This is a genomic window from Streptomyces sp. NPDC007907, assembly GCF_042959365.1.
GTDB classification, from domain to species: Bacteria; Actinomycetota; Actinomycetes; order Streptomycetales; family Streptomycetaceae; genus Streptomyces; species Streptomyces indiaensis.
In genome coordinates this window covers 110,065-131,012 of record NZ_JBIBKR010000002.1, presented here as the reverse complement: position 1 = coordinate 131,012, position 20,948 = coordinate 110,065, and the positions used below count along the sequence as shown (strand labels likewise).

General features: G+C 69.4%; 19 protein-coding genes, 1 pseudogene and 1 riboswitch. Of the genes and pseudogenes, 12 read left to right on the top strand and 8 right to left on the bottom strand.

Features of this window, described 5'->3' with window-relative positions; translation table 11 throughout:
- The first annotated feature begins 134 nt into the window (after positions 1 to 134).
- Positions 135 to 1,748: a tetracenomycin C efflux MFS transporter gene (gene tcmA, locus ACFZDI_RS06605; RefSeq protein ID WP_391248222.1), complete on the top strand. Its 1,614-nt coding sequence runs from the start codon at positions 135 to 137 to the stop codon at positions 1,746 to 1,748.
- Positions 1,749 to 1,854: 106 nt separating this feature from the next.
- Here tcmA and ACFZDI_RS06600 read toward each other — a convergent pair whose 3' ends face one another.
- Positions 1,855 to 2,667, bottom strand: coding sequence for a class I SAM-dependent methyltransferase (locus tag ACFZDI_RS06600; protein WP_391248220.1), 813 nt, complete (start codon positions 2,665 to 2,667; stop codon positions 1,855 to 1,857).
- A 449-nt stretch (positions 2,668 to 3,116) separates the two neighbouring features.
- Here ACFZDI_RS06600 and ACFZDI_RS06595 point away from each other — a divergent pair, with 449 nt between their 5' ends.
- From ACFZDI_RS06595 to ACFZDI_RS06550, 10 genes are all read left to right on the top strand, one after another.
- Positions 3,117 to 4,877 carry an FAD-dependent monooxygenase gene (locus ACFZDI_RS06595; protein ID WP_391248218.1) on the top strand — a complete coding sequence of 587 codons (1,761 nt, stop codon included), beginning with the start codon at positions 3,117 to 3,119 and terminating at the stop codon, positions 4,875 to 4,877.
- Between the two features lie 4 nt (positions 4,878 to 4,881).
- On the top strand, positions 4,882 to 5,220 hold the full coding sequence (locus ACFZDI_RS06590) for an antibiotic biosynthesis monooxygenase (protein WP_391248216.1): 339 nt from the start codon (positions 4,882 to 4,884) through the stop codon (positions 5,218 to 5,220).
- Positions 5,221 to 5,222: 2 nt separating this feature from the next.
- Positions 5,223 to 5,552: a TcmI family type II polyketide cyclase gene (locus tag ACFZDI_RS06585; RefSeq protein ID WP_391248214.1), complete on the top strand. Its 330-nt coding sequence runs from the start codon at positions 5,223 to 5,225 to the stop codon at positions 5,550 to 5,552.
- 46 nt (positions 5,553 to 5,598) lie between these two features.
- Positions 5,599 to 6,015: a cupin domain-containing protein gene (locus tag ACFZDI_RS06580; RefSeq protein ID WP_391248212.1), complete on the top strand. Its 417-nt coding sequence runs from the start codon at positions 5,599 to 5,601 to the stop codon at positions 6,013 to 6,015.
- A 1-nt stretch (position 6,016) separates the two neighbouring features.
- Positions 6,017 to 7,294: a beta-ketoacyl-ACP synthase II gene (locus tag ACFZDI_RS06575; RefSeq protein ID WP_391248210.1), complete on the top strand. Its 1,278-nt coding sequence runs from the start codon at positions 6,017 to 6,019 to the stop codon at positions 7,292 to 7,294.
- Positions 7,291 to 8,520 carry a beta-ketoacyl synthase N-terminal-like domain-containing protein gene (locus ACFZDI_RS06570; protein ID WP_391248208.1) on the top strand — a complete coding sequence of 410 codons (1,230 nt, stop codon included), beginning with the start codon at positions 7,291 to 7,293 and terminating at the stop codon, positions 8,518 to 8,520. The genes ACFZDI_RS06575 and ACFZDI_RS06570 overlap by 4 nt, the downstream gene beginning before the upstream one ends.
- Positions 8,521 to 8,590: 70 nt before the next feature.
- Positions 8,591 to 8,842 carry a phosphopantetheine-binding protein gene (locus ACFZDI_RS06565; protein ID WP_391248207.1) on the top strand — a complete coding sequence of 84 codons (252 nt, stop codon included), beginning with the start codon at positions 8,591 to 8,593 and terminating at the stop codon, positions 8,840 to 8,842.
- 1 nt (position 8,843) lies between these two features.
- Positions 8,844 to 10,328 (top strand): methyltransferase, encoded by a 1,485-nt coding sequence (locus ACFZDI_RS06560; protein WP_391248205.1) that lies wholly within the window; start codon positions 8,844 to 8,846, stop codon positions 10,326 to 10,328.
- Positions 10,329 to 10,426: 98 nt separating this feature from the next.
- Entirely contained in the window at positions 10,427 to 11,446 is a 1,020-nt protein-coding gene (locus ACFZDI_RS06555) for a methyltransferase (RefSeq protein WP_391248203.1), read from the top strand.
- The gene (locus ACFZDI_RS06550) at positions 11,443 to 11,640 is read left to right on the top strand and encodes a DUF6059 family protein (RefSeq protein WP_391248201.1); all 198 of its coding nucleotides are present in this window, start codon (positions 11,443 to 11,445) and stop codon (positions 11,638 to 11,640) included. The genes ACFZDI_RS06555 and ACFZDI_RS06550 overlap by 4 nt, the downstream gene beginning before the upstream one ends.
- Before the next feature lie 276 nt (positions 11,641 to 11,916).
- On the opposite strand, the gene ACFZDI_RS06545 is transcribed toward ACFZDI_RS06550, so the two are convergent.
- From ACFZDI_RS06545 to ACFZDI_RS06535, 3 genes and pseudogenes are all read right to left on the bottom strand, one after another.
- Positions 11,917 to 12,735 carry an SGNH/GDSL hydrolase family protein gene (locus tag ACFZDI_RS06545; RefSeq protein ID WP_234846821.1) on the bottom strand — a complete coding sequence of 273 codons (819 nt, stop codon included), beginning with the start codon at positions 12,733 to 12,735 and terminating at the stop codon, positions 11,917 to 11,919.
- 251 nt (positions 12,736 to 12,986) lie between these two features.
- Positions 12,987 to 13,898, bottom strand: coding sequence for a M23 family metallopeptidase (locus tag ACFZDI_RS06540; protein ID WP_234846820.1), 912 nt, complete (start codon positions 13,896 to 13,898; stop codon positions 12,987 to 12,989).
- Between the two features lie 4 nt (positions 13,899 to 13,902).
- Positions 13,903 to 14,059, bottom strand: a riboswitch (cyclic di-AMP (ydaO/yuaA leader).
- Between the two features lie 233 nt (positions 14,060 to 14,292).
- Positions 14,293 to 15,782, bottom strand: a pseudogene (locus tag ACFZDI_RS06535) (alpha-galactosidase).
- A 179-nt stretch (positions 15,783 to 15,961) separates the two neighbouring features.
- Here ACFZDI_RS06535 and ACFZDI_RS06530 point away from each other — a divergent pair.
- On the top strand, positions 15,962 to 16,759 hold the full coding sequence (locus ACFZDI_RS06530; RefSeq protein ID WP_391248198.1) for a tyrosine-protein phosphatase: 798 nt from the start codon (positions 15,962 to 15,964) through the stop codon (positions 16,757 to 16,759).
- 15 nt (positions 16,760 to 16,774) lie between these two features.
- Here ACFZDI_RS06530 and ACFZDI_RS06525 read toward each other — a convergent pair whose 3' ends face one another.
- From ACFZDI_RS06525 to dxs, 4 genes are all read right to left on the bottom strand, one after another.
- A complete protein-coding gene (locus ACFZDI_RS06525) occupies positions 16,775 to 16,894 on the bottom strand; it encodes a DUF6126 family protein (RefSeq protein WP_234846817.1) in 120 nt (39 codons plus the stop codon).
- The gene (locus tag ACFZDI_RS06520; RefSeq protein WP_234846816.1) at positions 16,891 to 17,538 is read right to left on the bottom strand and encodes a helix-turn-helix domain-containing protein; all 648 of its coding nucleotides are present in this window, start codon (positions 17,536 to 17,538) and stop codon (positions 16,891 to 16,893) included. The genes ACFZDI_RS06525 and ACFZDI_RS06520 overlap by 4 nt, the downstream gene beginning before the upstream one ends.
- Positions 17,539 to 17,618: 80 nt before the next feature.
- Positions 17,619 to 19,034 carry an aminotransferase class III-fold pyridoxal phosphate-dependent enzyme gene (locus ACFZDI_RS06515; protein WP_391248196.1) on the bottom strand — a complete coding sequence of 472 codons (1,416 nt, stop codon included), beginning with the start codon at positions 19,032 to 19,034 and terminating at the stop codon, positions 17,619 to 17,621.
- On the bottom strand, positions 19,031 to 20,926 hold the full coding sequence (dxs, locus tag ACFZDI_RS06510; protein WP_234846814.1) for a 1-deoxy-D-xylulose-5-phosphate synthase: 1,896 nt from the start codon (positions 20,924 to 20,926) through the stop codon (positions 19,031 to 19,033). The genes ACFZDI_RS06515 and dxs overlap by 4 nt, the downstream gene beginning before the upstream one ends.
- Between the last annotated feature and the right edge of the window lie 22 nt (positions 20,927 to 20,948).

Genomic DNA, 20,948 nt, shown 5'->3' with positions numbered 1-20,948 from the left:
GGCCACCCTATCGCGCGCCACTCAGTGACATCTGCGTATGGTTGTCAAATGTCACTCACTGCTGTTACTTTCAAGGCCATGCTCTCCTCGTCACAACCGTGTCCGTCCTGCCGGAATTCGTTAGGGGGACACTGATGAGCACGACAAGGCACAACGAGCCGTCAGGCGTCACGCACCCCGCTGCATCCGGTCTGCGCGGACGTCCCTGGCCGACCCTTCTCGCGGTAGCGGTCGGCGTGATGATGGTGGCTCTGGACAGCACCATCGTCGCCATCGCCAATCCCGCCATCCAGCAAGACCTCCATGCCTCGCTGGCCGACGTGCAATGGATCACCAACGGCTACCTGCTGGCGCTCGCGGTCGCGCTGATCACGGCAGGCAAACTGGGCGACAGGTTCGGACACCGCCAGACCTTCCTTCTCGGAGTGGCGGGCTTCGCCGTCACCTCCGCGGCCATCGGCCTCTCGGACAGCGTCGCGGCGATCGTCGTCTTCCGTGTTCTCCAGGGCCTGTTCGGCGCTCTGATGCAGCCGTCCGCACTGGGCCTGCTGCGGGTCACGTTCCCGCCCGACAAACTCAACATGGCGATCGGCATCTGGAGCGGCGTGGTCGGCGCCTCGACCGCCGCCGGGCCGATCATCGGCGGACTCCTCATCCAGCACGTCAGCTGGGAGGCGGTCTTCTTCATCAATGTGCCGGTGGGCCTGGCGGCGCTCGCCTTCGGTCTGATCATCCTGAGGGACGCCCGCGCCGGACACGCCCCGAAGTCCTTCGACGTCTCCGGCATCGCGCTCCTGTCCGGAGCGATGTTCTGCCTGGTCTGGGGCCTCATCAAGGCTCCGGCCTGGGGCTGGGGCGACCTGCGGACCCTGGGATTCCTGGCCGCCTCCGTCTTTGCCTTCGCGGGTTTCACTCTGCGGGAGAGTAGGGCCGCCGAGCCGCTGATTCCGCTCGCCATGTTCCGTTCCGTGCCGCTGTCCGCGGGCACCGTACTCATGGTGCTGATGGCGTTCTCGTTCATCGGCGGACTCTTCTTCGTCACCTTTTACCTGCAGAACGTCCACGGGCTGAGCCCGGTCGACAGCGGTGTGCACCTGCTGCCGCTCACCGGCATGATGATCGTCGGTGCCCCCGTGTCCGGTGCCGTGATCAGCCGGTTCGGACCCCGCGGACCGCTGCTGGTGGGCATGCTCCTGACGGCGGCGTCCCTGTGGGGCATGTCGACGCTGGAGGCGGACAGCGGCCTGGGGATCGCGTCCCTCTGGTTCGTGTTGCTGGGCCTTGGTCTCGCCCCGGTGATGGTGGGGACGACCGACGTCATCGTCAGCAACGCCCCGGCCGAACTGGCCGGCGTGGCCGGCGGTCTGCAGCAGTCCGCGATGCAGGTCGGTGGAAGTCTCGGCACCGCCGTACTCGGCGTCCTCATGGCCTCCCGGGTCAGCGACGTCTTCCCCGGCAAGTGGGCGGAGGCGAATCTGCCGCCGCTCGGCCCGAAGGAGGCCGCGGCGATGGAAGACGCGGCCAAGGTCGGAGTATCCCCACCGCCCGGCGCCCTGCCCGGCCGACAGGCCGAGACCGTTTCCGACGTCATCCAGTCCTCGTTCATCTCGGGAATGGGACTAGCCTTCACCGTGGCCGGCGTCGTCGCACTCGTGGCAGCCGCCGTCGCCCTGCTCACCAAGAAGGCGGAGCCCGGTATGGCACCGGCAGAGGAACCGGTCGCGGCGGCCACGGGCGCGCAGCACTGAAACGCCTCGCACACATCCGTCGGTGAAGTCGGCGGGGTCCGAACGAATGGACCCCGCCGGCACCGCTGTCACTGTGTACCAGTGGCGCGACGAATTATCTGTGGAATCAGAAGACGTAACGCAGCAGCCGGTGCGCGTAACGCAGTTGCGGAACGCTGCGCATACCGGCTCCCATCCATTTTTCGACGGGCCGGGCTCCGGCGAGATGAGGTGAATCGAGCAGCGACCACTGCTCCTGGAATCGCATCCCCGTCACTTGCCTCTCCAGGGATCGTGGATCTCCGATCCCCCAGCCGAATGTGGCACCCGTGGCTCGCAGGAGTTGCAAGTACTTGGCGAATCGAAGCGTCCACGGGAGTACGGCGTCGAACATGACCGCACCCTTGTGGAGATGCCGGGTGAGCCGTCGGAGCATTTCCACCCCGTCGGAGTCCTGGAGATACGGCGTCAGACCTTCGGCAATCACGAGCGCCGGCCGGTCTTTGTGTACCGAGTTCAGCCACTCCTCCGTAGTGACCGATGCCCCGATCATCCGGTATCCGTCGCGTTCCGGATAGAGCCGACTTCTCAACTCGATGACGTCCGGAACATCGACATCGATCCACTCGACGCCGTGGGGTGGATCCAGCCGGAATGCCCGGCTGTCCAGACCGCACGCGAGATGCAGCACCACCGCGTCCGGGTGGGTGACCAGGAACTCCCTGGTCCACTCATCGAGTTTCCTGGCGCGGAACGTCACGATCCGCACGTCCTTGGTGGCTGTTCGGATGTGACTGAGGTCGCAGTCTATGCGGCGCAGCAATTCCTCCGCCATCGCGTCGCCCAGCACGGGTTCCGGTTGTCGATTGTCCAGGGCACGGGCCTGAAGTGTGGCGAGAAGCGTCTCGTGTACGCCGGTCAGCCGGATTGTTTCACCCATGAGACAGCAGCTTCCGAGTGAACCCCGCGTGGCGTCAAGAGACCCCTGGGTTCGCAGCAGCACACAGATTCAGACACATTGCCGCGCGGGAACCGGTGAAACTTCTACGTATTTCTTGCCAGACAACAGCAGCGGTCGGCAGGACGCTTGGCTCGATCTGATCAACGCGCCGGACGGGCGCGATCGTCTGGACGGCTTGATCTTTCTCGTGCGGAAGGCGAGGGAGCGGTCAAGAAGTAAAAGATTCACGTTGCATCATCAATGGTATGAGCAATTAAGAGAGGTTGAAGTTTAACAGTCGGACGGCATGGGTATTGATGCCGCTCAATTTTCCCGTGCGCTCCTGACGTGCCGTCAGCGAGAAGAATTCGGTCTCATTGCAGCAGATTGATCGATGTTGACTCGGCAGACCGGAAGGTGTTCATCTGGATGAGCCGAGTACCGCATCGTTGGCCCGAAGCGAATCCCCCCTTATCAGCTGGGGTGACTCGTGTCCCCGTTCCAATCGATCGAAAGGCCGCACCTTGCCCACCGAAGAAGTCCCGGTCCTGATAGTCGGCGGAGGTCTTACCGGACTGTCCGCAGCGCTGTTTCTCAGTCAGCACGGAGTTTCCTGCCGACTGGTGGAGAAACACGCGGGAACCACAGTTCTGACCCGGGCGTCGGGAATCAGTTCCCGCACGATGGAGTTGCTGCGCGACGTCGGCCTGGAGCAGACCGTGATCGAGCGCGGGCCGAAACTCGTCGAGGGAGCCCGCTGGCGTGAGCTCGGCCAGCCGGCGAACCACATCCCATGGGTCGTCATCCGGGCAGACGGCCTGCACGACCTGGAGAACGCGGTGACCGTCGAGGAGCCCTCGCTCGACGTCGGCCACCTCAGCCCCACCCGCCCCTACTGGTGCGGGCAGGACAGGCTGGAGCCGATCCTGCGCGACGAGGCGGTCCGCCGTGGGGCACGCATCGACTTCGACACCCGTCTGGAGACGTTCGCGGCAGACGAGAACGGGGTCACAGCCACGGTCGTCGACCAATCGACCGGCGAGGAGAGCACGGTCCGCGCCCAGTACCTCATCGCGGCGGACGGGGTGCGCAGCCCCGTGCGGGAGACGCTCGGCATCTCGCGCACCGGGCACGGCACGATCGGCAACGCGATGAGCGTTCTGTTCAAGGCGGACCTGAAGGACGCGATCAAGGGCCGGCGCTTCGTCATCTGCTACCTGCCGAACCCCGACGAACCCGGAGTCCTCCAGCTCCCGGACGTGCCCGCAGTGCTCCAGCTGTTCGACGAGGAACGCTGGATCTTCGGCTTCTTCTACGATCCCCGCGAGGCCTCGGCCGAACAGTTCACGGAAGAGCGCTGTGCGCAGATCATCCGGACCGCGACCGGACTGCCGGACCTCTCGGTCGAGGTCCAGATGGCCAGGCCCTGGGAGATGTCCCACAACAGTGCGCGCTCCTACCGCAGCAGCCGGGTCTTCCTGGCCGGCGACGCCGCCCATGTGCACCCGCCCGCCGGTGCCTTCGGAGCCAACGGCGGTATCCAGGACGCCCACAACCTCGCCTGGAAGCTGGCGGCCGTCCTGAAGGGGACGGCCGGTGACGCTCTGCTCGACACCTATGAGCAGGAACGCCTGCCGATCGGTGCCGCCGTCGCCGACCAGGCTTGGATCCGCCACACCTGGAGGCTGAGCGACTCCGAGGAACTGGGCCGCGCCCTGCGGGAGTCGACTCTGGTCGCCACCGGCTACCGATACACCTCCGACGCGATTCTCGGTGCCGCCTACCCGGAACCCATCCCTGCGGAGCACGACCTCACCGGCCGGCCGGGACACCGCGTGCCCCATATCTGGCTGAGCCGCGGCGGGGAGCGCGTCTCGACGGTCGACCTCAGCACGGACGCGTTCGTCCTGCTCGCCGGACCGGACGGCGGCGAGTGGCAGGCCGCGGCCGACAAGGTCACACAGGACCTGGGCGTGCCCGTGCACTGCCACACCGTGGGCGAGGACGGGCAACTGGCCGATCCCGACGAGGTCTTCTTGGCCACCACAGGTCTGGCGCGGACCGGTGCGCTGTTGATCCGGCCGGACGACTTCGTGGCGTGGCGGGCCGAGAGCCTGCCGGAGGACGCCGCGGGCGGTCTGCGGTCCGCGCTGGAGCGGATCCTGGCCCGGGCACCCCACACGCCCGGCGTCACGGCGATGGAGGGCTGACCACATGGCGACCATCGCCCCGTCCTCCCACCTGTTCACCCTCGTCAACGTCTTCTCCGTCGCCCCCGAGAAGCAGCGGGAACTGCGGGACCACCTGGTACGGGTGACCGAGGATCTGATCCGGCACATGCCGGGTTTCGTCTCCGCGAGCTTCCACCTCAGCCGCGACGGCGAACAGGTCGTCAACTACGCCCAGTGGCGGTCAGAGGCCGACTTCCGCGCCATGCACGCCGACCCACGTCTGCAGAGCCACTTCGACTACTGCCGGTCCGTCTCCCGGCCGAAGCCGATCCTCTGCGAGGTCACCCACTCCTTCGACGCCGCGTCAACGGGCGGAGCGTGAACATGGCCTACCGGGCACTCATGGTCCTGCGGATGAACCCGGCGGACGCGGAGCACGTGGCAGCCGCCTTCGCCGAGCACGACACGACGGAACTGCCGGCGCAGATCGGTGTCAGGCGGCGGGTCCTGTTCCGCTTCCACGATCTGTACATGCATCTCATCGAAGCCGACGACGACATCATGGAGCGGCTCTACCAGGCGCGCAGCCACCCCCTGTTCAAGGAGGTCAACGAGCGCGTGGGGCAGTACCTCACCCCGTACGCGCAGGGCTGGAAGGAGCTGAAGGACTCCAAGGCGGAAGTGTTCTACAGCTGGACCGCCCCCGACTCCTGACCGTCGGCCCTCCGTGACCATCGCTCAGCACGAAGGAGAACAGATCGTGACAGCCGCCGCAAAGATCGCCATGTCCAGCGTGGCGCCCAGTCACCGACAAGGGGGCAGTACCCGCGCCCTGCTGACGCCGTCGTCGGTGGGTACGACCTCCGGATTCCTCGGCCACATCGAGCTGGCGCCCGAGGAGGCCATCACCGAGCACTACCACCCCTTCTCGGACAAGTACCTGTACCTGATCGAGGGGAGCCTTGTCGTCCGGGTGGACGGAGAGGAGGTGCCCCTGGAGCAGAACGAGGCCCTGTTCGTCACCCGCGGTCAGCGGCACCGCATAGAGAATCGAGGAAACGTATCCGCACGGGTGGTCTTCCAGATCTCGCCTCTCGCCCCGAGACCCGAACTCGGCCATGTCGACACCGAGCCCGTGCCACACCCGGAGTCCACACCCCCGAAAGTGGGAGGCTGACATGAGCCGACACGCTCAGAAACGGGTGGTGATCACCGGCATCGGCGTGCGAGCCCCAGGAGGTGTCGGAACCACGGCCTTCTGGGACCTGCTGACCGCCGGACGCACCGCCACCAGGACGATCTCCCTGTTCGACGCCGCGCCCTTCCGGTCCCGGATAGCCGCGGAGATCGACTTCGACCCGATCGGCGAAGGGCTGTCGCCCCAGCAGGCGTCGACGTACGACCGGGCCACGCAGCTCGCCCTGGTCTGCACCCGCGAGGCGCTGAAGGACAGCGGACTCGACCCGGCCGAGTCGAATCCGGAGCGGACAGGGGTGAGCATCGGCACCGCCGTCGGCTGCACCACCAGCCTCGACCGCGAGTACGAGCGGGTCAGCGAGGGCGGCTCGCACTGGCTGGTCGACCACACGCTCGCCGTGGAACAGCTCTTCGACTACTTCGTACCGACCTCCATCAGCCGGGAGGTCGCCTGGGAGGTGGGAGCCGAGGGACCGGTGACGGTGGTGTCCACCGGGTGCACCTCCGGTCTGGACGCCGTCGGACACGGTACGGAGCTGATTCGGGACGGACGGGCCGACGTGGTCGTCTGCGGCGCCACCGACGCGCCGATCTCCCCCATCACCCTCGCCTGCTTCGACGCCATCAAGGCGACGTCGGCCAACAACGACGACCCGGCGCACGCCTCCCGCCCCTTCGACCGCAACCGCGACGGATTCGTGCTCGGCGAGGGCTCGGCCGTCTTCGTCCTGGAGGAGCTGTCCGCCGCCCGGCGGCGAGGAGCGCACGCCTATGCGGAGATCCGCGGTTTCGCCACCCGGTCGAACGCCTTTCACATGACGGGCCTGAAGCCGGACGGCCGGGAGATGGCGGAGGCCATCACCGCGGCCCTGAACGAGGCCCGTCGCACCGGCGAGGACCTGCATTACATCAACGCGCACGGCTCCGGTACCCGGCAGAACGACCGGCACGAGACAGCCGCCTTCAAGCGCAGCCTCGGCCGGCGGGCGTACGACGTGCCCGTGAGCTCCATCAAGTCCATGATCGGGCACTCGCTCGGAGCCATCGGCTCCCTCGAACTGGCTGCCTCCGCGCTGGCGATTGAACACGGCGTGATCCCGCCCACCGCCAACTACGCGGAGCCCGACCCCGAATGCGACCTCGACTACGTGCCGAACGTCGCCAGGGAGCAGCGGGTCGACACCGTGCTCAGCGTCGGCAGCGGATTCGGCGGATTCCAGAGCGCCGCGGTGCTCGCTCGGCCGGAGACGAGCTCATGAGCGCGCCGGCCCCCGTCGTGGTCACCGGCATCGGCATCGTGGCACCCAACGGCATCGGCACCGAGGAGTACTGGTCGGCCACGCTCGCCGGCAAGAGCGGCCTCGGTGTCATCCAGCGGTTCGATCCCCATGGCTACCCCGTCCGGGTGGCCGGAGAGGTGCTGGCCTTCGACGCCGCCGCCCATCTCCCCCGACGTCTCCTGCCGCAGACCGACCGCATGACCCAGCACGCCCTGGTGGCCGCCGAGTGGGCACTGGCGGACGCCGGGCTGGAGCCGGAGAAAGAGGACGAGTACGGCCTCGGAGTCCTCACGGCCGGCGGCTCCGGGGGGTTCGAGTTCGGCCAGCGGGAGATGCAAAAGCTCTGGGGGACCGGTCCGGAACGCGTCAGCGCCTACCAGTCGTTCGCCTGGTTCTACGCGGTGAACACCGGCCAGATCTCCATCCGCCACGGCATGCGCGGGCACAGCTCGGTGTTCGTCACCGAGCAGGCCGGCGGCCTCGACGCCACCGCCCAGGCGGCGCGTCTGCTGCGCAAGGGCATCCTGGACACCGTCCTGACCGGCGGGTTCGAGGCCTCCCTCTGCCCCTGGGGCCTGGTCGCCCAGATCCCGAACGGCTTGTTGAGCGAGGCCACCGACCCCCACCTCGCCTATCTGCCGTTCGACGCGCGGGCCACCGGATATGTGCCCGGCGAGGGCGGCGCCATGGTGGTCGCCGAGCGGGCGGACTCCGCACACGAGCGGGACGCCGCCACGGTCTACGGGAAGATCGCCGGGCATGCCTCCACCTTCGACGCCCGCCCCGGCACCGGCAGGCCCACCGGGCTGGCACGGGCCATCCGCCTGGCCCTCGACGACGCCCGGGTCGCGCCGGAGGACGTCGACGTGGTCTACGCCGACGCCGCGGGGGTGCCGGCCCTCGATCGTGCAGAAGCGGAAGCTCTCATTGGCGTCTTCGGTCCCCGGGCGGTACCGGTCACCGCGCCCAAGACGATGACCGGGCGGCTCTCCGCGGGGGGAGGGGCGCTGGACGTCGCGACCGCGCTGCTGTCCATCAGGGACCACGTCGTCCCGCCGGCCGTCGGCACCCGGGCGCCCGCGCCGGAGCTCGACATCGACCTGGTGCTCGACCAGCCGCGTGAGCTCGAGGTGAGCACCGCCGTGGTCGTCGCTCGAGGCATGGGCGGGTTCAACTCCGCCCTCGTCGTCCAGCGGCACCTCTGACCGAGCCGTCTTCGTTCCACCGCGCCGGAGCGCGCATCGCCCCATCACACCACTCATCCGGAGGTCCACCGTGCCCCAGTTCAGCCTGCCCCGACTCGTCGAGATCATCAGGGAGTGCGCAGGAGACTCCGACGAACGAGACCTGGACGGCGACATTCTCGACATCACCTACCAGGACCTCGGCTACGACTCCATCGCCCTTCTCGAGATCTCCGCGAAGCTGGAACAGGAGCTCGGAGTGTCGATACCCGGGGAGGAACTGCAGACGCCCCGTCACACCCTTCAGCTCGTCGACGCCCGACTGGCCGGGGAGGCCGCCTGACATGGCCGCTCGCACCGACAACTCCATCGTCATCAACGCGCCGTTCCAGCTCGTCTGGGACATCACCAACGACGTCGAGTCATGGCCGGAGCTGTTCTCGGAGTACGCCGAGGCGGAGATACTCCAGCAGAGCGACGACGGCTTCGACTTCCGGCTCAAGACCCGCCCTGACAAGAACGGGAAGGTCTGGGAGTGGGTCTCCCACCGTGCGCCCGACAAGGACTCCCGCACGGTCCGGGCACATCGCATCGAGACCGGGCCCTTCGCCTACATGAACCTGCACTGGACGTACCGGGCCGTCGCCGGAGGCACCGAGATGCGGTGGGTGCAGGAGTTCGACATGAAGCCCGAGGCCCCGTTCGACAACGCGCACATGACCGCCCACCTCAACACGACGACGCGGGCGAACATGGAGCGCATCAAGGAGATCATCGAAGACAGGCACCACGCTCGACGGGGGGCCGCGGCGTCCGCCCTTCCCACCGAGCTCCACGCCCAGCAGCTGCTCCTGCTGGCCGCCTCCGGCCGCCTGGCCCGGATCGTCCACGTGCTGACCGAGCTCAAGATCGCCGATCTGCTCGCCGACGGTCCCCGCCATGTCACGGAACTGGCCAAAGAGACGGATACGCACGAACTCTCCCTCTACCGCGTCCTGCGCAGCGCCGCCTCCGTCGGCATCTTCGCCGAAGGTCCCGTCAAGAGCTTCTCCCCGACGCCCCTGTCGGACGGACTGCGCACCGGCAACCCGGACGGTGTGCTGCCCCTGGTGAAGTACAACAACATGGAGCTGACCAGGCGGCCCTACGACGAGATCATGCACAGTGTGCGCACCGGCGAACCCGCCTTCCGGCAGGTGTTCGGGAGCTCGTTCTTCGAGTATCTGGAGGCGAACCCGAAGGCCGGCGAGTTCTTCGAGCGGTTCATGGCGCACTGGAGCCGGCGGCTCGTCCTCGACGGGCTCGCCGACCAGGGCATGGAGCGCTTCTCGCGCATCGCCGACCTCGGCGGTGGGGACGGCTGGTTCCTCGCCCAGATCCTTAGGCGTCACCCGCAGGCCACGGGCGTGCTCATGGACCTGCCCCGGGTGGCCGCGTCGGCCGGGCCCGTCCTGGAGGAGGCCGGGGTCACCGACCGCGTTACCGTGCTGCCCGGCGACTTCTTCACGGATCCGCTCCCCACCGGCTGCGACGCCTACCTCTTCAAGGGCGTGCTGCACAACTGGCCCGACGACCGGGCCGTGAGCGTGCTGCGCCGGGTCCGGGAGACCATCGGCGACAATGACGCCCGCCTGCTGATCTTCGACCAGGTCATGGCTCCCGAGAACGAGTGGGACCACGCCAAGCTGCTGGACATCGACATGCTGGTGCTCTTCGGGGGCCGCGAACGCGTCCTGACCGAGTGGCGGCAGCTGCTGCTCGAGGCGGACTTCGACATCGTCAACACGCCCTCCCACACCTGGACGACGCTGGAGTGCCGCCCCGTTTAGGGCCCGCACCCGGACATGTCACCACCGCGGGGTCTGGCACGCACCAGGCCCCGCCCTCCGGAACAGCCGGCCCCGCATTCAAGGAGAGCGAGCACACTATGGCACCGCACACGCACGTCCGTGGACCGGGCGAGATCCTTCAGCTGACCATGGCCTTCTACGGATCGCGCGCCCTCATCAGCGCGGTCGAACTGGACCTCTTCACCCTGCTCGCCGACAAGCCGCTGCCCCTGGGAGAGCTGTGTGACCGGGCGGGCATCCATCTCCGCGGCGCACGGGACTTCCTCGACGCCCTCGTGGCGCTCGGGCTCCTGGAGCGGGAGGGCGAGGAGGTGTATCGCAACAGCCCGGCCGCCGACCGCTACTTGGACCGGCGCAAGCCCGGATACGTGGGCGGCTACGCGCGGCTCGCGGACACCAAGCTGTTCCCCGTCTGGGCGCGGCTGACCGATGCCCTGCGCACGGGCGAGAAGCAGGTGCTGAGCCAGGGCGGTTTCTTCGGTGGCTACGCGGACCCCGACGCGGCCCGCGGCTTCCTCGGCGCCATGGACGCCGTCAACAGCGGCGTCGGGCACAGCCTGGCCGGCGCGCTCGACTGGGGACGGTACTCCTCCTTCGTCGACCTCGGTGGTGCGCGTGGCAACCTCGCCGCGCACCTGCACCGGACTCACCCGCACCTGCGGGCCACCTGCTTCGACCTGCCCGAGATGGAGCCCTTCTTCCAGGAACACATGAAGTCTCTCAAGACGACGGACCACGTGCGCTTCGTCGCGGGCGACTTCTTCACCGACGCCCTACCGCGAGCCGATGTCTTCATCGTCGGACACATCCTTCACTACTTCGGTCCAGGGCAGCGCGAGGCCCTGGTCGCCCGCATCCACCGGACGCTCCCCCCGGGCGGTGTCGTCCTCGTCTACGACCGGATGATCGACGACGACCGACGCAGTGCCGGCCTGAGTCTTCTCGGCAGTCTGAACATGCTGCTGACCTCCGACGAAGGACGCGAGTACACACCCGCGGAGTGCGTCCGCTGGCTGTCCGACGCCGGTTTCACCGACGTCCGTACCACGGCGGTGAGCGGACCCGACACCCTCGCGATCGGCCGCAAGCCCCAGTGAGGTGGTTCGGCAGGACCTTCTGGCTGGGCCTGATCAGCCTCGGCGCGTTCTGGACCGGGCACCTGCCCGCCGGCCCTCACGAACCGGACCGGTCCGCGCCCGCCACGCCGGCCGGACATCCGGAACGGCTCGTCCCCACGGCCCTCACCCCTCAGGAGTTGATTCTGGCGCGCGAGCTGGGCTGGAGCCGCTGACCCGCTGTCATGGGCGCGCAAGGCGCGGCGAACGTCGGCCTCCGCCACCGGTCGGCACCGCGGACGATCCGGACATGCCGACCTCCGCCAGCGCAGGCGCGGGAACCCACCGCAGTACCGTGACCGTGTCACGTCGCATTCCGTCGATGCGGCGTTCCACGGTACGGCGGTCTTGTCCGCGGTGGCGGTGCGGGGCGGGCGTGCGGGCGGCCGGGCCACACGGCCGGCACCGGCGTTCGGCGAGCGGACGCCGCACGCCCACACATCCGGCCACCGTCACGCCACCGACGCGATCCGCATCCTGATGTCGTCCGGGGACAGCGCGCCCTTGGCCGTCACGTGGTCGCCCGACGACTCCCCGCGCAGCCGGCGCCCGATCCACGGCACCAGGAACTCGCGCGCCCAGGCGACGTTGTCGCGCCGCACGTGGAGCGCGCCGCGCGGGGGCAGCGGGGGCCACGCCTGCTCGGGGTCGGCCGGCACATCGAGGCCCAGCACCTGACCCGCGCGGAGCGCCACGCGCGTGTGCCCCTCGGGCGACAGGTGCAGCCGGTCGGCGTCCCAGGCCCTGCGGTCCTGCACGCTGCGCAGGGACCACAGATCGAGCACCGGGCAGCCGTACCGGTCGGCGATGGCCCGCACGTGTCCGTTGTACGTGGCGATCTTGCCGCGCAGGTGCTTGAGCACGGGCACGCCACGGGTGTCGAAACCGGTCGTCACCATGACCGTGCCGGACGCGGCGGTGAGCTGGGCCAGCGCCCGCTCGAAGCGCTCGGCCACCTCGTCCGGGTCGGTGCCGGGCCGGATGATGTCGTTGCCCCCGGCGCAGAACGAGACGAGGTCCGGGGCCATGTCGACGGCCCGCGGAACCTGGTCCGCCACGATCTGGTCGAGGAGCTTCCCGCGTACGGCGAGATTGGTGTACCGGAAGTCGCCCTCGGGCCTGCGGTCGGCGAGCAGGACGGCGAACCGGTCGGCCCAGCCGACGAACGCCCCGTCGGGGCCGGGGTCGCCGACGCCCTCGGTGAAGCTGTCCCCCAGCGCCACGTACGACCCGATCTCTGCTCTGCTGTCACTCTTCGAATCGTCTGCCACAGCAGCTCATGATTCACCTTCGAATGTGACTTACGCGACCGTAGGCAAGGGTTGACGGGCGGTGAGATAAGCCACTCCTCAAGGGTGGGCCAACTCCGGAATACCCCGCTTGTCAGGGATGTTTCGGGGTGAGCCGCCCGGCCCGGAAGCCACCTTGAGGCGGGCGACCGCACGCGCACACACCGAAGGCCGGACCCGGGGATCGGGGTCCGGCCTTCGGAAGCGTGTCAGGCAGGTGGTCGTGCGGTGGGTCAGCCGACGGAGACGCCGTGCGAGCGCAGGAAGGCGACCGGGTCCACGTCCGAGCCGTAGTCCGGCGTGGTGCGGATCTCGAAGTGCAGGTGCGGTCCGGTCACGTTGCCGGTCGCCCCGGAGAGGCCGACCTGCTGTCCGGCGGTCACGGTCTGGCCGGCCGACACGGAGAGCTGGGACAGGTGGGCGTACTGGGCGTAGTGGCCGTCGTTCAGCTTGATGACGACCTGGTTGCCGTAGGCGCCGCCCCAGCCGGCGGAGACGACCGTGCCGGCGCCGACGGCCTTGAGGGACGTGCCGGTCGGGACGACGAAGTCGACGCCGGTGTGGTAGCCGCTGGACCACATGCTGCCGGACATGCGGTACGGCGTGCCGACGGTGGCGCCGGCCACCGGCAGGGTGTAGCCACTGGAGTTGCTCTCGGCGGCGGGCTTGGCGGCAGCCGGCTTGGCGGCGCTCTGCGCCTTCGGGGCCGACTCGGCGGCGGGCTTCTCGGCCGATGCCTTCGGCGCGGCGGGGGCCGAGGTCTTCGGGGCCGCCGCGGCCTTCTTGCCGATCGAGAGCTTCAGGCCCGGGTGGATCAGCGAGGGGTCGGAGCCCACGGCCTCGCGGTTGTCCGCGTAGAGCTTCTTCCAACCGCCGCTGACGTTCTGCTGGTCGGCGATCCTGGCGAGGTAATCGCCGGCCTTCACGGTGTACGTGTGGGCGCCATCGGTCTTTTCGGCGGCCTTTTCACCGGCGACCGGAGCGGACTGGGCGGCCTTTTCCGGAGCCGACTGCGGCGTTGCGGCATGGGCGCCGGCGGCCCCCATGAGCGGCAGGGCGAGGGCGGCTCCGCCGGTTCCGGCGACGGCGATGGAGCGGGTGAAACGCTGGGTCTTGGGGCGGCGATGCTTACCCTTCGCGGGCATGACGAATTCCTCTCCGTCGCCTGCGAGGTGAGCTGTCGGGTGCGGGCTGGAGATGCCCGGCCGCGCCGGTGCGCGGCTGAACCCCAAGCCGTTCCGGGAACCGGAACAGGCGTCTTACCTGTGGGTCCCCCGCTCCTGCCGTGCGTCGGGTCAGTGTGTGCGGGCTCCGGGCGGCGGCAGGATTAGGCGTCCGTCCGGATTGGTGTGGAACGTAAGCGACCGAGACGCAAGGGGACAAGCTTGCGATTGCGCGTGACCCCGTTTTTCCCGACACATGGGCACGTGCGCTGTCACCGAGCGTGGATTACGGATCTCCCGCTTTGCTCAATAGCCCTGCATCATGCGGAGATTACGTGAACATGGCGACAGCGGATCGTCACGAATATGACGATGGTCACGCACCCCGATCCCATCTCCTTTGCGATCGGGGCACGTTATGCCTTAGCGGCCTAAATTCCCCATTCGGACAGAACGGCCACTTCCGCTTAAGCCGGACGGCTGCGGCGTCCAGGTCTCCACGCAGACCGACCCGCAGTCCGTGGTGCAGCAGGAGCGCCCCGCGGTGAACTTCGCCCGTTTCGCGCCATTCGTACGATGCTGTCGGGTAGGCCGCGCAGCCGGAGCGACGGCACGGGCTCGCCGTAGCGCTGCGCCTGGAGCCGGGCGAGGACGACGGTCTCGTCACCGAGGACGTACTGCACGGCGCTCAGCCCGGCCTGCGGCGGCCGCAGCCGGTACAGGTCACCGCGCTGCACCAGGGGCCGGATCTCCTTGTACAGCCTCACCCACTCGCCGGCTTCGGCGAGTTCCCCGGACGTCCACCCGGTGAGGTCGCCGCCGCCCCCGAGCACCCCGGCCATGGCGCTGACGAACCGGAACCGCAGCGAGCCGGCCCGGTGGTTGAGCATGGCGTTCGGGCTGTCCGTGACCCAGGCGGCCATGACCCGGGCCGGATGGATCCGGCTGAAGCCGTGCTGGATGGCGAGCCGGTCGAGGGGGTCGGTGCTGTCGGAGGTCCACACCTGGTCCATGCGGCTCAGCACACCGAGGTCGATCCGCCCGCCGCCACCCGAGCAGGACTCGAAGGCCACTCCCGGACGGGCGGCCCACAGCCGGTCCAGCAACGCGTACAGGCCGTGGACGTGGTCGACCCACAGCCGCTGCGGAGAGGCGTCGTCCGGCCATCCGGCGTCGGTGAAGCAGCGGTTGAAGTCCCACTTCACGTAGTCGACCGGTGCACTGGAGAGGAGTCCGTCGAGCTGCTCCCACAGGTACTCCCGGAGGTCCTCGCGAGCGAGGTTCAATACGAGCTCATTGCGGAACTCCGTCCTCTTTCGACCTGTTTGATACTGGACCCAGTCGGGATGTGCCCGGTACAGGTCGCTGTCCGGGTTGACCATCTCGGGCTCCACCCAGATCCCGAACTGCATGCCGAGGCCGTGCACATGGTCGGCGAGCGGCTTCAGTCCGCCCGGGAAGCGGTGGGGGCTCGGAGTCCAGTCACCGAGGCCGGCCCGGTCCCCGGTGCGTGCCCCGAACCAGCCGTCGTCGACCACGGAAGCGCAGCCGCAGCTCGCCCTCCTCGGCGTCGTGCCCCGGATAGGCCCATTCGGTGCCCCGACGCTCGGTCGTGCGTACGGACAGGGCGGGGCGCACGAAGCGGGGGCCGCCTTCGACCGGGTGCTCCTCGCGCCCGTCGAGCGTGGACTCGAAGGGCCGGTAGTCCGGCAGCGGCCTCAGCGCGAGGGCCTCGGCGTCGGCCAGGTCGATGCGGGGACCCCAGCGCAGGTGCAGCAGCTCGTCCCGGTCGGTGACGTGGACGGCGTAGCTGCCGGCCGGCCCGGAGAGCATCCAGGTACGACCGTCTTCGGAGAGGTCCGGCATCATGCCCTCACAGATGCGAACAGGCCCGACCAGATCCGACCAGGCGGCAACATCATCGAGTGCTGTGGGGGCTCCGGGCAACGCTTGTGGACAACTCATTGCCCCAGGCAGGCATGTCGTATCGTCGAGTGACGCCCGTCGACGAGCCGCGCCGGCGGCGCCGAAGGGGAGGAGCCCTCGTGACACAGCAGGTCCCGTCGACCGAGCCCGAGCTGGCCGGAGTGCGCAACTTCCGCGATGTGGGCGGACTTCCGACCGTCGACGGGCGGCGGGTGCGGCAGGGCGTGCTGTTCCGCAGCGGCCACCTCGCCCACGCGACCGGGGAGGACACCGCCTTCCTGACCGGTCTGGGTCTGCACACGATCTTCGACTTCCGCAACGCGGCCGACCAGAAGCTCGAAGGGCCGGACGTCGAGCTGCCCGGCGTGCGCAATGTGAACCTGCCGCTGAGCGACCCGGCCGACGGCGCCGAGTTCTGGAAGATGGTCCGCGACGGCAACCTGGACCAGCTGCGCGAGATCCTCGCCGACGGCAAGGGCGCAGGCCGCATGATCGCCTCGTACCGCACGATCATCAAGCACCGCACCGGCGAGCACTCCCGGGTGCTGCACGCGCTCGCGCAGGACAGCGTGCCGGCGCTGATGCACTGCGCGGCGGGCAAGGACCGCGCGGGTCTGTCCGTCGCGGTGACGCTGCTCGCCCTGGGTGTCGAGCGCGAGGCGATCGTCGAGGACTACCTGAAGTCGAACGCCAAGCACCGCCGCTACAAGGTGCACCGCTCCAGCTCCGCCGCCTCGGCCTACTCCCCCGAGGTCATGGAGCTGCTCAGCCCCCTCTTCGACGCGCGTGCCGAGTACCTGGCGGCGGCCTTCGACACCATCGAGGAGACGTGGGGCGGCGTCGACACCTACCTGGAGAAGGGGCTCGGTCTCTCCGCGGAGACCCGGGAGCGGCTGCGCGAGCGGCTCCTCGACTGAGGTGCGCGGCTGGGGCTACTTGGCCCCGACCTCGAACAGCAGGTACACGAAGGCGGCGAAGATGTGCCCGGCGATGAGGTAGACGAACAGCCTCACCCACAGGGCCCGGGGGAACTTCTCCTCCAAGTTGCTCATGTCATGTCTCCGGGGTTGGGGCCCAGGCACAGGGCGGCCGTGGGGCTCTGCAGCAGGGTGTGGACGAAGAGCAGGTCGACGCCGTCGTGGTCCTCGGCGGCGATCCGGTGCGGGGTGAGCGAGTCGAAGTGGGCGCTGTCGCCGGCCGCCAGCCGGTGGGTGGCGTCCCCGAGGCGCAGCCGCAGCCGGCCGCGCAGCACATGGAGCCACTCCTCGCCGGGGTGGACGCGCACGATGTCGCCCTGGGAGCCATGCGGGACGTGGACGCGCAGGGCCTGCATCCCGCGGCCGGGGGCGCCGGCCTGCCAGTAGGTCCAGCCGCCCGCAGCGGTGGGTTCCATGTCGGCGGCGCGGATGACGGCGTCCCGTTCGGCGACCGTCTCTCCCAGCAGTTCGGAGACCGTCGTACCGTAGATGCGGGCGAGGGCCAGCAGCATCGGCAGCGAGGGCTGGCGCTGCCCGGTCTCCAGCCGGGAGAGGTGGGCGGGCGACAGCCCGGCGGCGCGGGCCGCGGCCTCCAGCGTCAGGGAAGCCTGGCGCCGCAGGGCCCGCAGCCGGGGCGCCACCGCGGTGGACAGCGCACCGTCCGCCTGGTCGGCCGGCGAGTCGGCCCCTCGGGGCCGCTCGGTCTCGGAGGAGCTCATGACTCCATTCAGCCGGAGACTTGCCTCTGCGGCAAATTTCTTGCCTGGGAGGCAAAGCCGCGGGCCGGCCCGGCCGAGGTTCAGCGGTTGGCCACGGCCTGCTTGACGAGGGTCTTCCCGAAGTCCCACACCAGTCCGCCGTTGTGCGCGTCGTCCATGACGGCCGTGAAGGCGTCGACGAACCGGTCCACCTCGCGCTCACCGATGATCAGCGGTGGGATCAGCTTGATCACCTCCATGTGGTCGCCGGACACCTGGGTGAGGATCCGGTGCCGTTGCAGCAGCGGCACGACGACCATCTGCGCGAAGAGCCCCTTGCGGGCGGCCTGGAGCATGGCCCAGCGGCTGCGCAGCTTCAGCGACCGGGGCCGTCCGAACTCGATGCCGATCATCAGGCCCCGGCCGCGGACCTCCGCGAGCATCTCGTACCGGTCCGTCAGCGCCGCGAGCCGTGACCTGAGCCGCTCCCCGGTGGCCCGGACCTGGGCGACGACCTGTTCGCTCTCCATCACCGACAGCACCGCCAGGCCCGCCGCCATGGCCTGCGCGTTGGACCCGAAGCTCGCCGAGTGGACCAGCACCCGGTCCATCGACGAGTAGACCTTCTTGAAGATCCAGTCCCTGCCGATGGTGGCGCCGACCGGCACATAGCCACCGGAGAGCGCCTTGGCCACGCACACCAGGTCGGGCTCCACTCCGTCCTCGTGCTGGTAGGCGTAGAAGTCGCCGGTCCGGCCGAGACCCGTCTGCACCTCGTCGGCGATGAGCAGCGCCTTGTGCCGGTGCAGCAGCTCCTGGGCGGCCCGAAGCCAGCCGGGTGGCCCCTCCAGCACGCCCTTGCCCTGGATCGGCTCCACGATCAGCGCGGCGACGTCGCCCTTCCTCAGCTCTCGCTCCAGCGCGTCGAGGTCGCCGAGCGGTACGGCCGTGTCGGGCAGCAGCGGGGCGAAGCCGTCGCGGAAGCCGGACTCGCCGTTGACGGACAGGGAGCCGGTGGTCAGCCCGTGGAAGGCGTGCGCGCAGTACAGGACCCTGGGCCTGCCCGTGGCGAACCGGGCGAACTTCAGCGCGCCCTCGACCGCCTCGGTGCCGCTGTTGCCGAAGAACACCCGGTCCAGGTGCGGGCTGTGGGCGAGCAGCTTCTCGGCGAGCAGGCCGGGCAGCGGCTGGCAGTCGAACCGGGTGAGGTCGGCGAGCCCGGCGTCCAGGACGTCGTGCAGGGCCTTGCGGATCACGGGGTGGTGGCGGCCGAGGCCCATCACCCCGAACCCGGCGAGCATGTCCAGGTAGTCGTTGCCGTCCGCGTCGTAGAAGTAGGCGCCCTCGGCGCGCTCGTAGACCTTGTCGAAGCCGATGGTGTGCAGCATGCGCGGGAGCTGGTGGTTGAGGTACCGGGTGTGCAGCTCGTAGCGCTCGGCTCCGCGCTCGGCCAGCAGCTTGCCGAGGTCGAACTCCCCGGCCTGCGACGACTCCGACGCGGATTCGGCGGTGGTCATTCCTGTGGCTCCTTGGACAGCTCATCCTTGACGGCCAGACTCGCGCTGATCCGTCCGGCGACCTCGACGGGTGTCAGGCCGATGTCGGCGAGCACCTCACCGCGCTTGGCGTGCGCGAGGAACTGCTCGGGGATGCCGAACCGCCGCACGGGTACGTCGACCTCGGCGTCGCCCAGGGCGAGCGCCACGGCGGAGCCGACGCCGGCGGCGCGGCTGTTGTCCTCGACGACGGCGACCAGGCGGTGCTCGGCGGCGAGGCCGGGGAGCGCCGGGTCGACGGGCTTGACCCAACGGGGGTCGACAACGGTGCAGCCGATGCCGCGGGCTTCGAGCAGCTCGGCGGCCTGGAGGCAGACCGGCGCCATCACGCCGACGGCCACCAGGAGGACCTGCGGCTCGGGGGAACGGTGCAGCACGTCCAGTCCGCCCACCCGGTCCACCGCCGGGACCGACGGGCCGACGGACTCCTTCGGGAAGCGCACGAGGGTCGGCGCGTCGTCCACGGCGACGGCCTCGCGCAGCTGCGCGCGCAGCTGGTCGGCGTCGCGCGGCGCGGCGATGCGTAGTCCGGGCACGACCTGGAGGACGGACATGTCCCACATGCCGTTGTGGGAGGCCCCGTCGACGCCGGTGACCCCGGCCCGGTCGAGTACGAAGGTCACCCCGCAGCGGTGCAGGGCCACGTCCATCAGCAGCTGGTCGAAGGCGCGGTTGAGGAAGGTGGCGTAGACGGCGACGACGGGGTGCAGGCCGCCCGTCGCCAGGCCCGCGGCGGACACGGCCGCGTGCTGTTCGGCGATGCCGACGTCCCACACCCGGTCCGGGAACCGCTCGGCGAAGGCACCGAGACCGACCGGGTGCAGCATGGCGGCGGTGATCGCCACCACGTCGTCCCGTTCCTCACCGATCCGGACGATCTCCTCGCCGAACACCGAGGTCCAGGAGGGGCCGCCCGACGGGGAGAGCGGTGCGCAGGTCAGCGGGTCCATCACGCCCACGGTGTGGAAGTGGTCCTCCTCGTGGGCGAGGGCGGGCTCGTAGCCGCGGCCCTTCTCCGTGAGGCAGTGGACGAGCACCGGCCCGTGGAAGCGTTTCGCGCGCCGCAGCGCGGACTCCACGGCCCGGGTGTCGTGCCCGTCGATCGGCCCCACGTACTTCAGGCCCAGGTCCTCGAAGAGACCCTGCGGGGCGAAGGCGTCCTTGAAGCCCTTCTTCGCGCCGTGCAGGGCCTCGTAGAGGGTGTTGCCGACCAGGGGCGTGCCCTGGAGGACGTCCTTGCCCCAGGCCAGGACCCGCTCGTAGCCGTCGGTCGTGCGCAGCGTGGCGAGGTGGCTGGCGAGGCCGCCTATGGTGGGGGCGTAGGAGCGTTCGTTGTCGTTGACGACGATGATCAGCGGCCGGTCCTTGGCGGCGGCGATGTTGTTCAGCGCCTCCCAGGCCATGCCGCCGGTGAGGGCCCCGTCGCCGATGACCGCGACGACATGGCCCTTCTCCCCCTGCACCTGGCGGGCCTTGGCCAGTCCGTCGGCCCAGCCGAGCGCGGTGGAGGCGTGACTGTTCTCGATGACGTCGTGCTCGGACTCCTCACGCGAGGGGTAGCCGGACAGGCCGCCCTTGCCGCGCAGCTTGGAGAAGTCCTGACGGCCGGTGAGCAGTTTGTGGACGTAGCTCTGATGGCCGGTGTCCCAGAGGATGCGGTCGGCCGGTGACTCGAAGACCCGGTGCAGGGCGATGGTCAGCTCCACCACGCCCAGGTTGGGTCCCAGGTGCCCGCCGGTCCTGGCGACCGCGTGCACCAGGAACTCCCGGATCTCTTCGGCCAGTTCCCCCAGTTCCGCCTCGGACAGCGCCTTCAGGTCGCGTGGTCCCCGGATGTTCTCCAGTATCGTCACGCTCGGGCCCCCTTCGCATTCC

Coding starts and splice junctions, on each gene's coding strand:
- tcmA (WP_391248222.1), top strand. CDS start 135: ATGAGCACGACAAGGCACAACGAGCCGTCAGGCGTCACGCACCCCGCT.
- ACFZDI_RS06600 (WP_391248220.1), bottom strand. CDS start 2,667: ATGGGTGAAACAATCCGGCTGACCGGCGTACACGAGACGCTTCTCGCC.
- ACFZDI_RS06590 (WP_391248216.1), top strand. CDS start 4,882: ATGGCGACCATCGCCCCGTCCTCCCACCTGTTCACCCTCGTCAACGTC.
- ACFZDI_RS06585 (WP_391248214.1), top strand. CDS start 5,223: ATGGCCTACCGGGCACTCATGGTCCTGCGGATGAACCCGGCGGACGCG.
- ACFZDI_RS06575 (WP_391248210.1), top strand. CDS start 6,017: ATGAGCCGACACGCTCAGAAACGGGTGGTGATCACCGGCATCGGCGTG.
- ACFZDI_RS06570 (WP_391248208.1), top strand. CDS start 7,291: ATGAGCGCGCCGGCCCCCGTCGTGGTCACCGGCATCGGCATCGTGGCA.
- ACFZDI_RS06560 (WP_391248205.1), top strand. CDS start 8,844: ATGGCCGCTCGCACCGACAACTCCATCGTCATCAACGCGCCGTTCCAG.
- ACFZDI_RS06555 (WP_391248203.1), top strand. CDS start 10,427: ATGGCACCGCACACGCACGTCCGTGGACCGGGCGAGATCCTTCAGCTG.
- ACFZDI_RS06540 (WP_234846820.1), bottom strand. CDS start 13,898: ATGCCCGCGAAGGGTAAGCATCGCCGCCCCAAGACCCAGCGTTTCACC.
- ACFZDI_RS06525 (WP_234846817.1), bottom strand. CDS start 16,894: ATGAGCAACTTGGAGGAGAAGTTCCCCCGGGCCCTGTGGGTGAGGCTG.
- ACFZDI_RS06520 (WP_234846816.1), bottom strand. CDS start 17,538: ATGAGCTCCTCCGAGACCGAGCGGCCCCGAGGGGCCGACTCGCCGGCC.
- ACFZDI_RS06515 (WP_391248196.1), bottom strand. CDS start 19,034: ATGACCACCGCCGAATCCGCGTCGGAGTCGTCGCAGGCCGGGGAGTTC.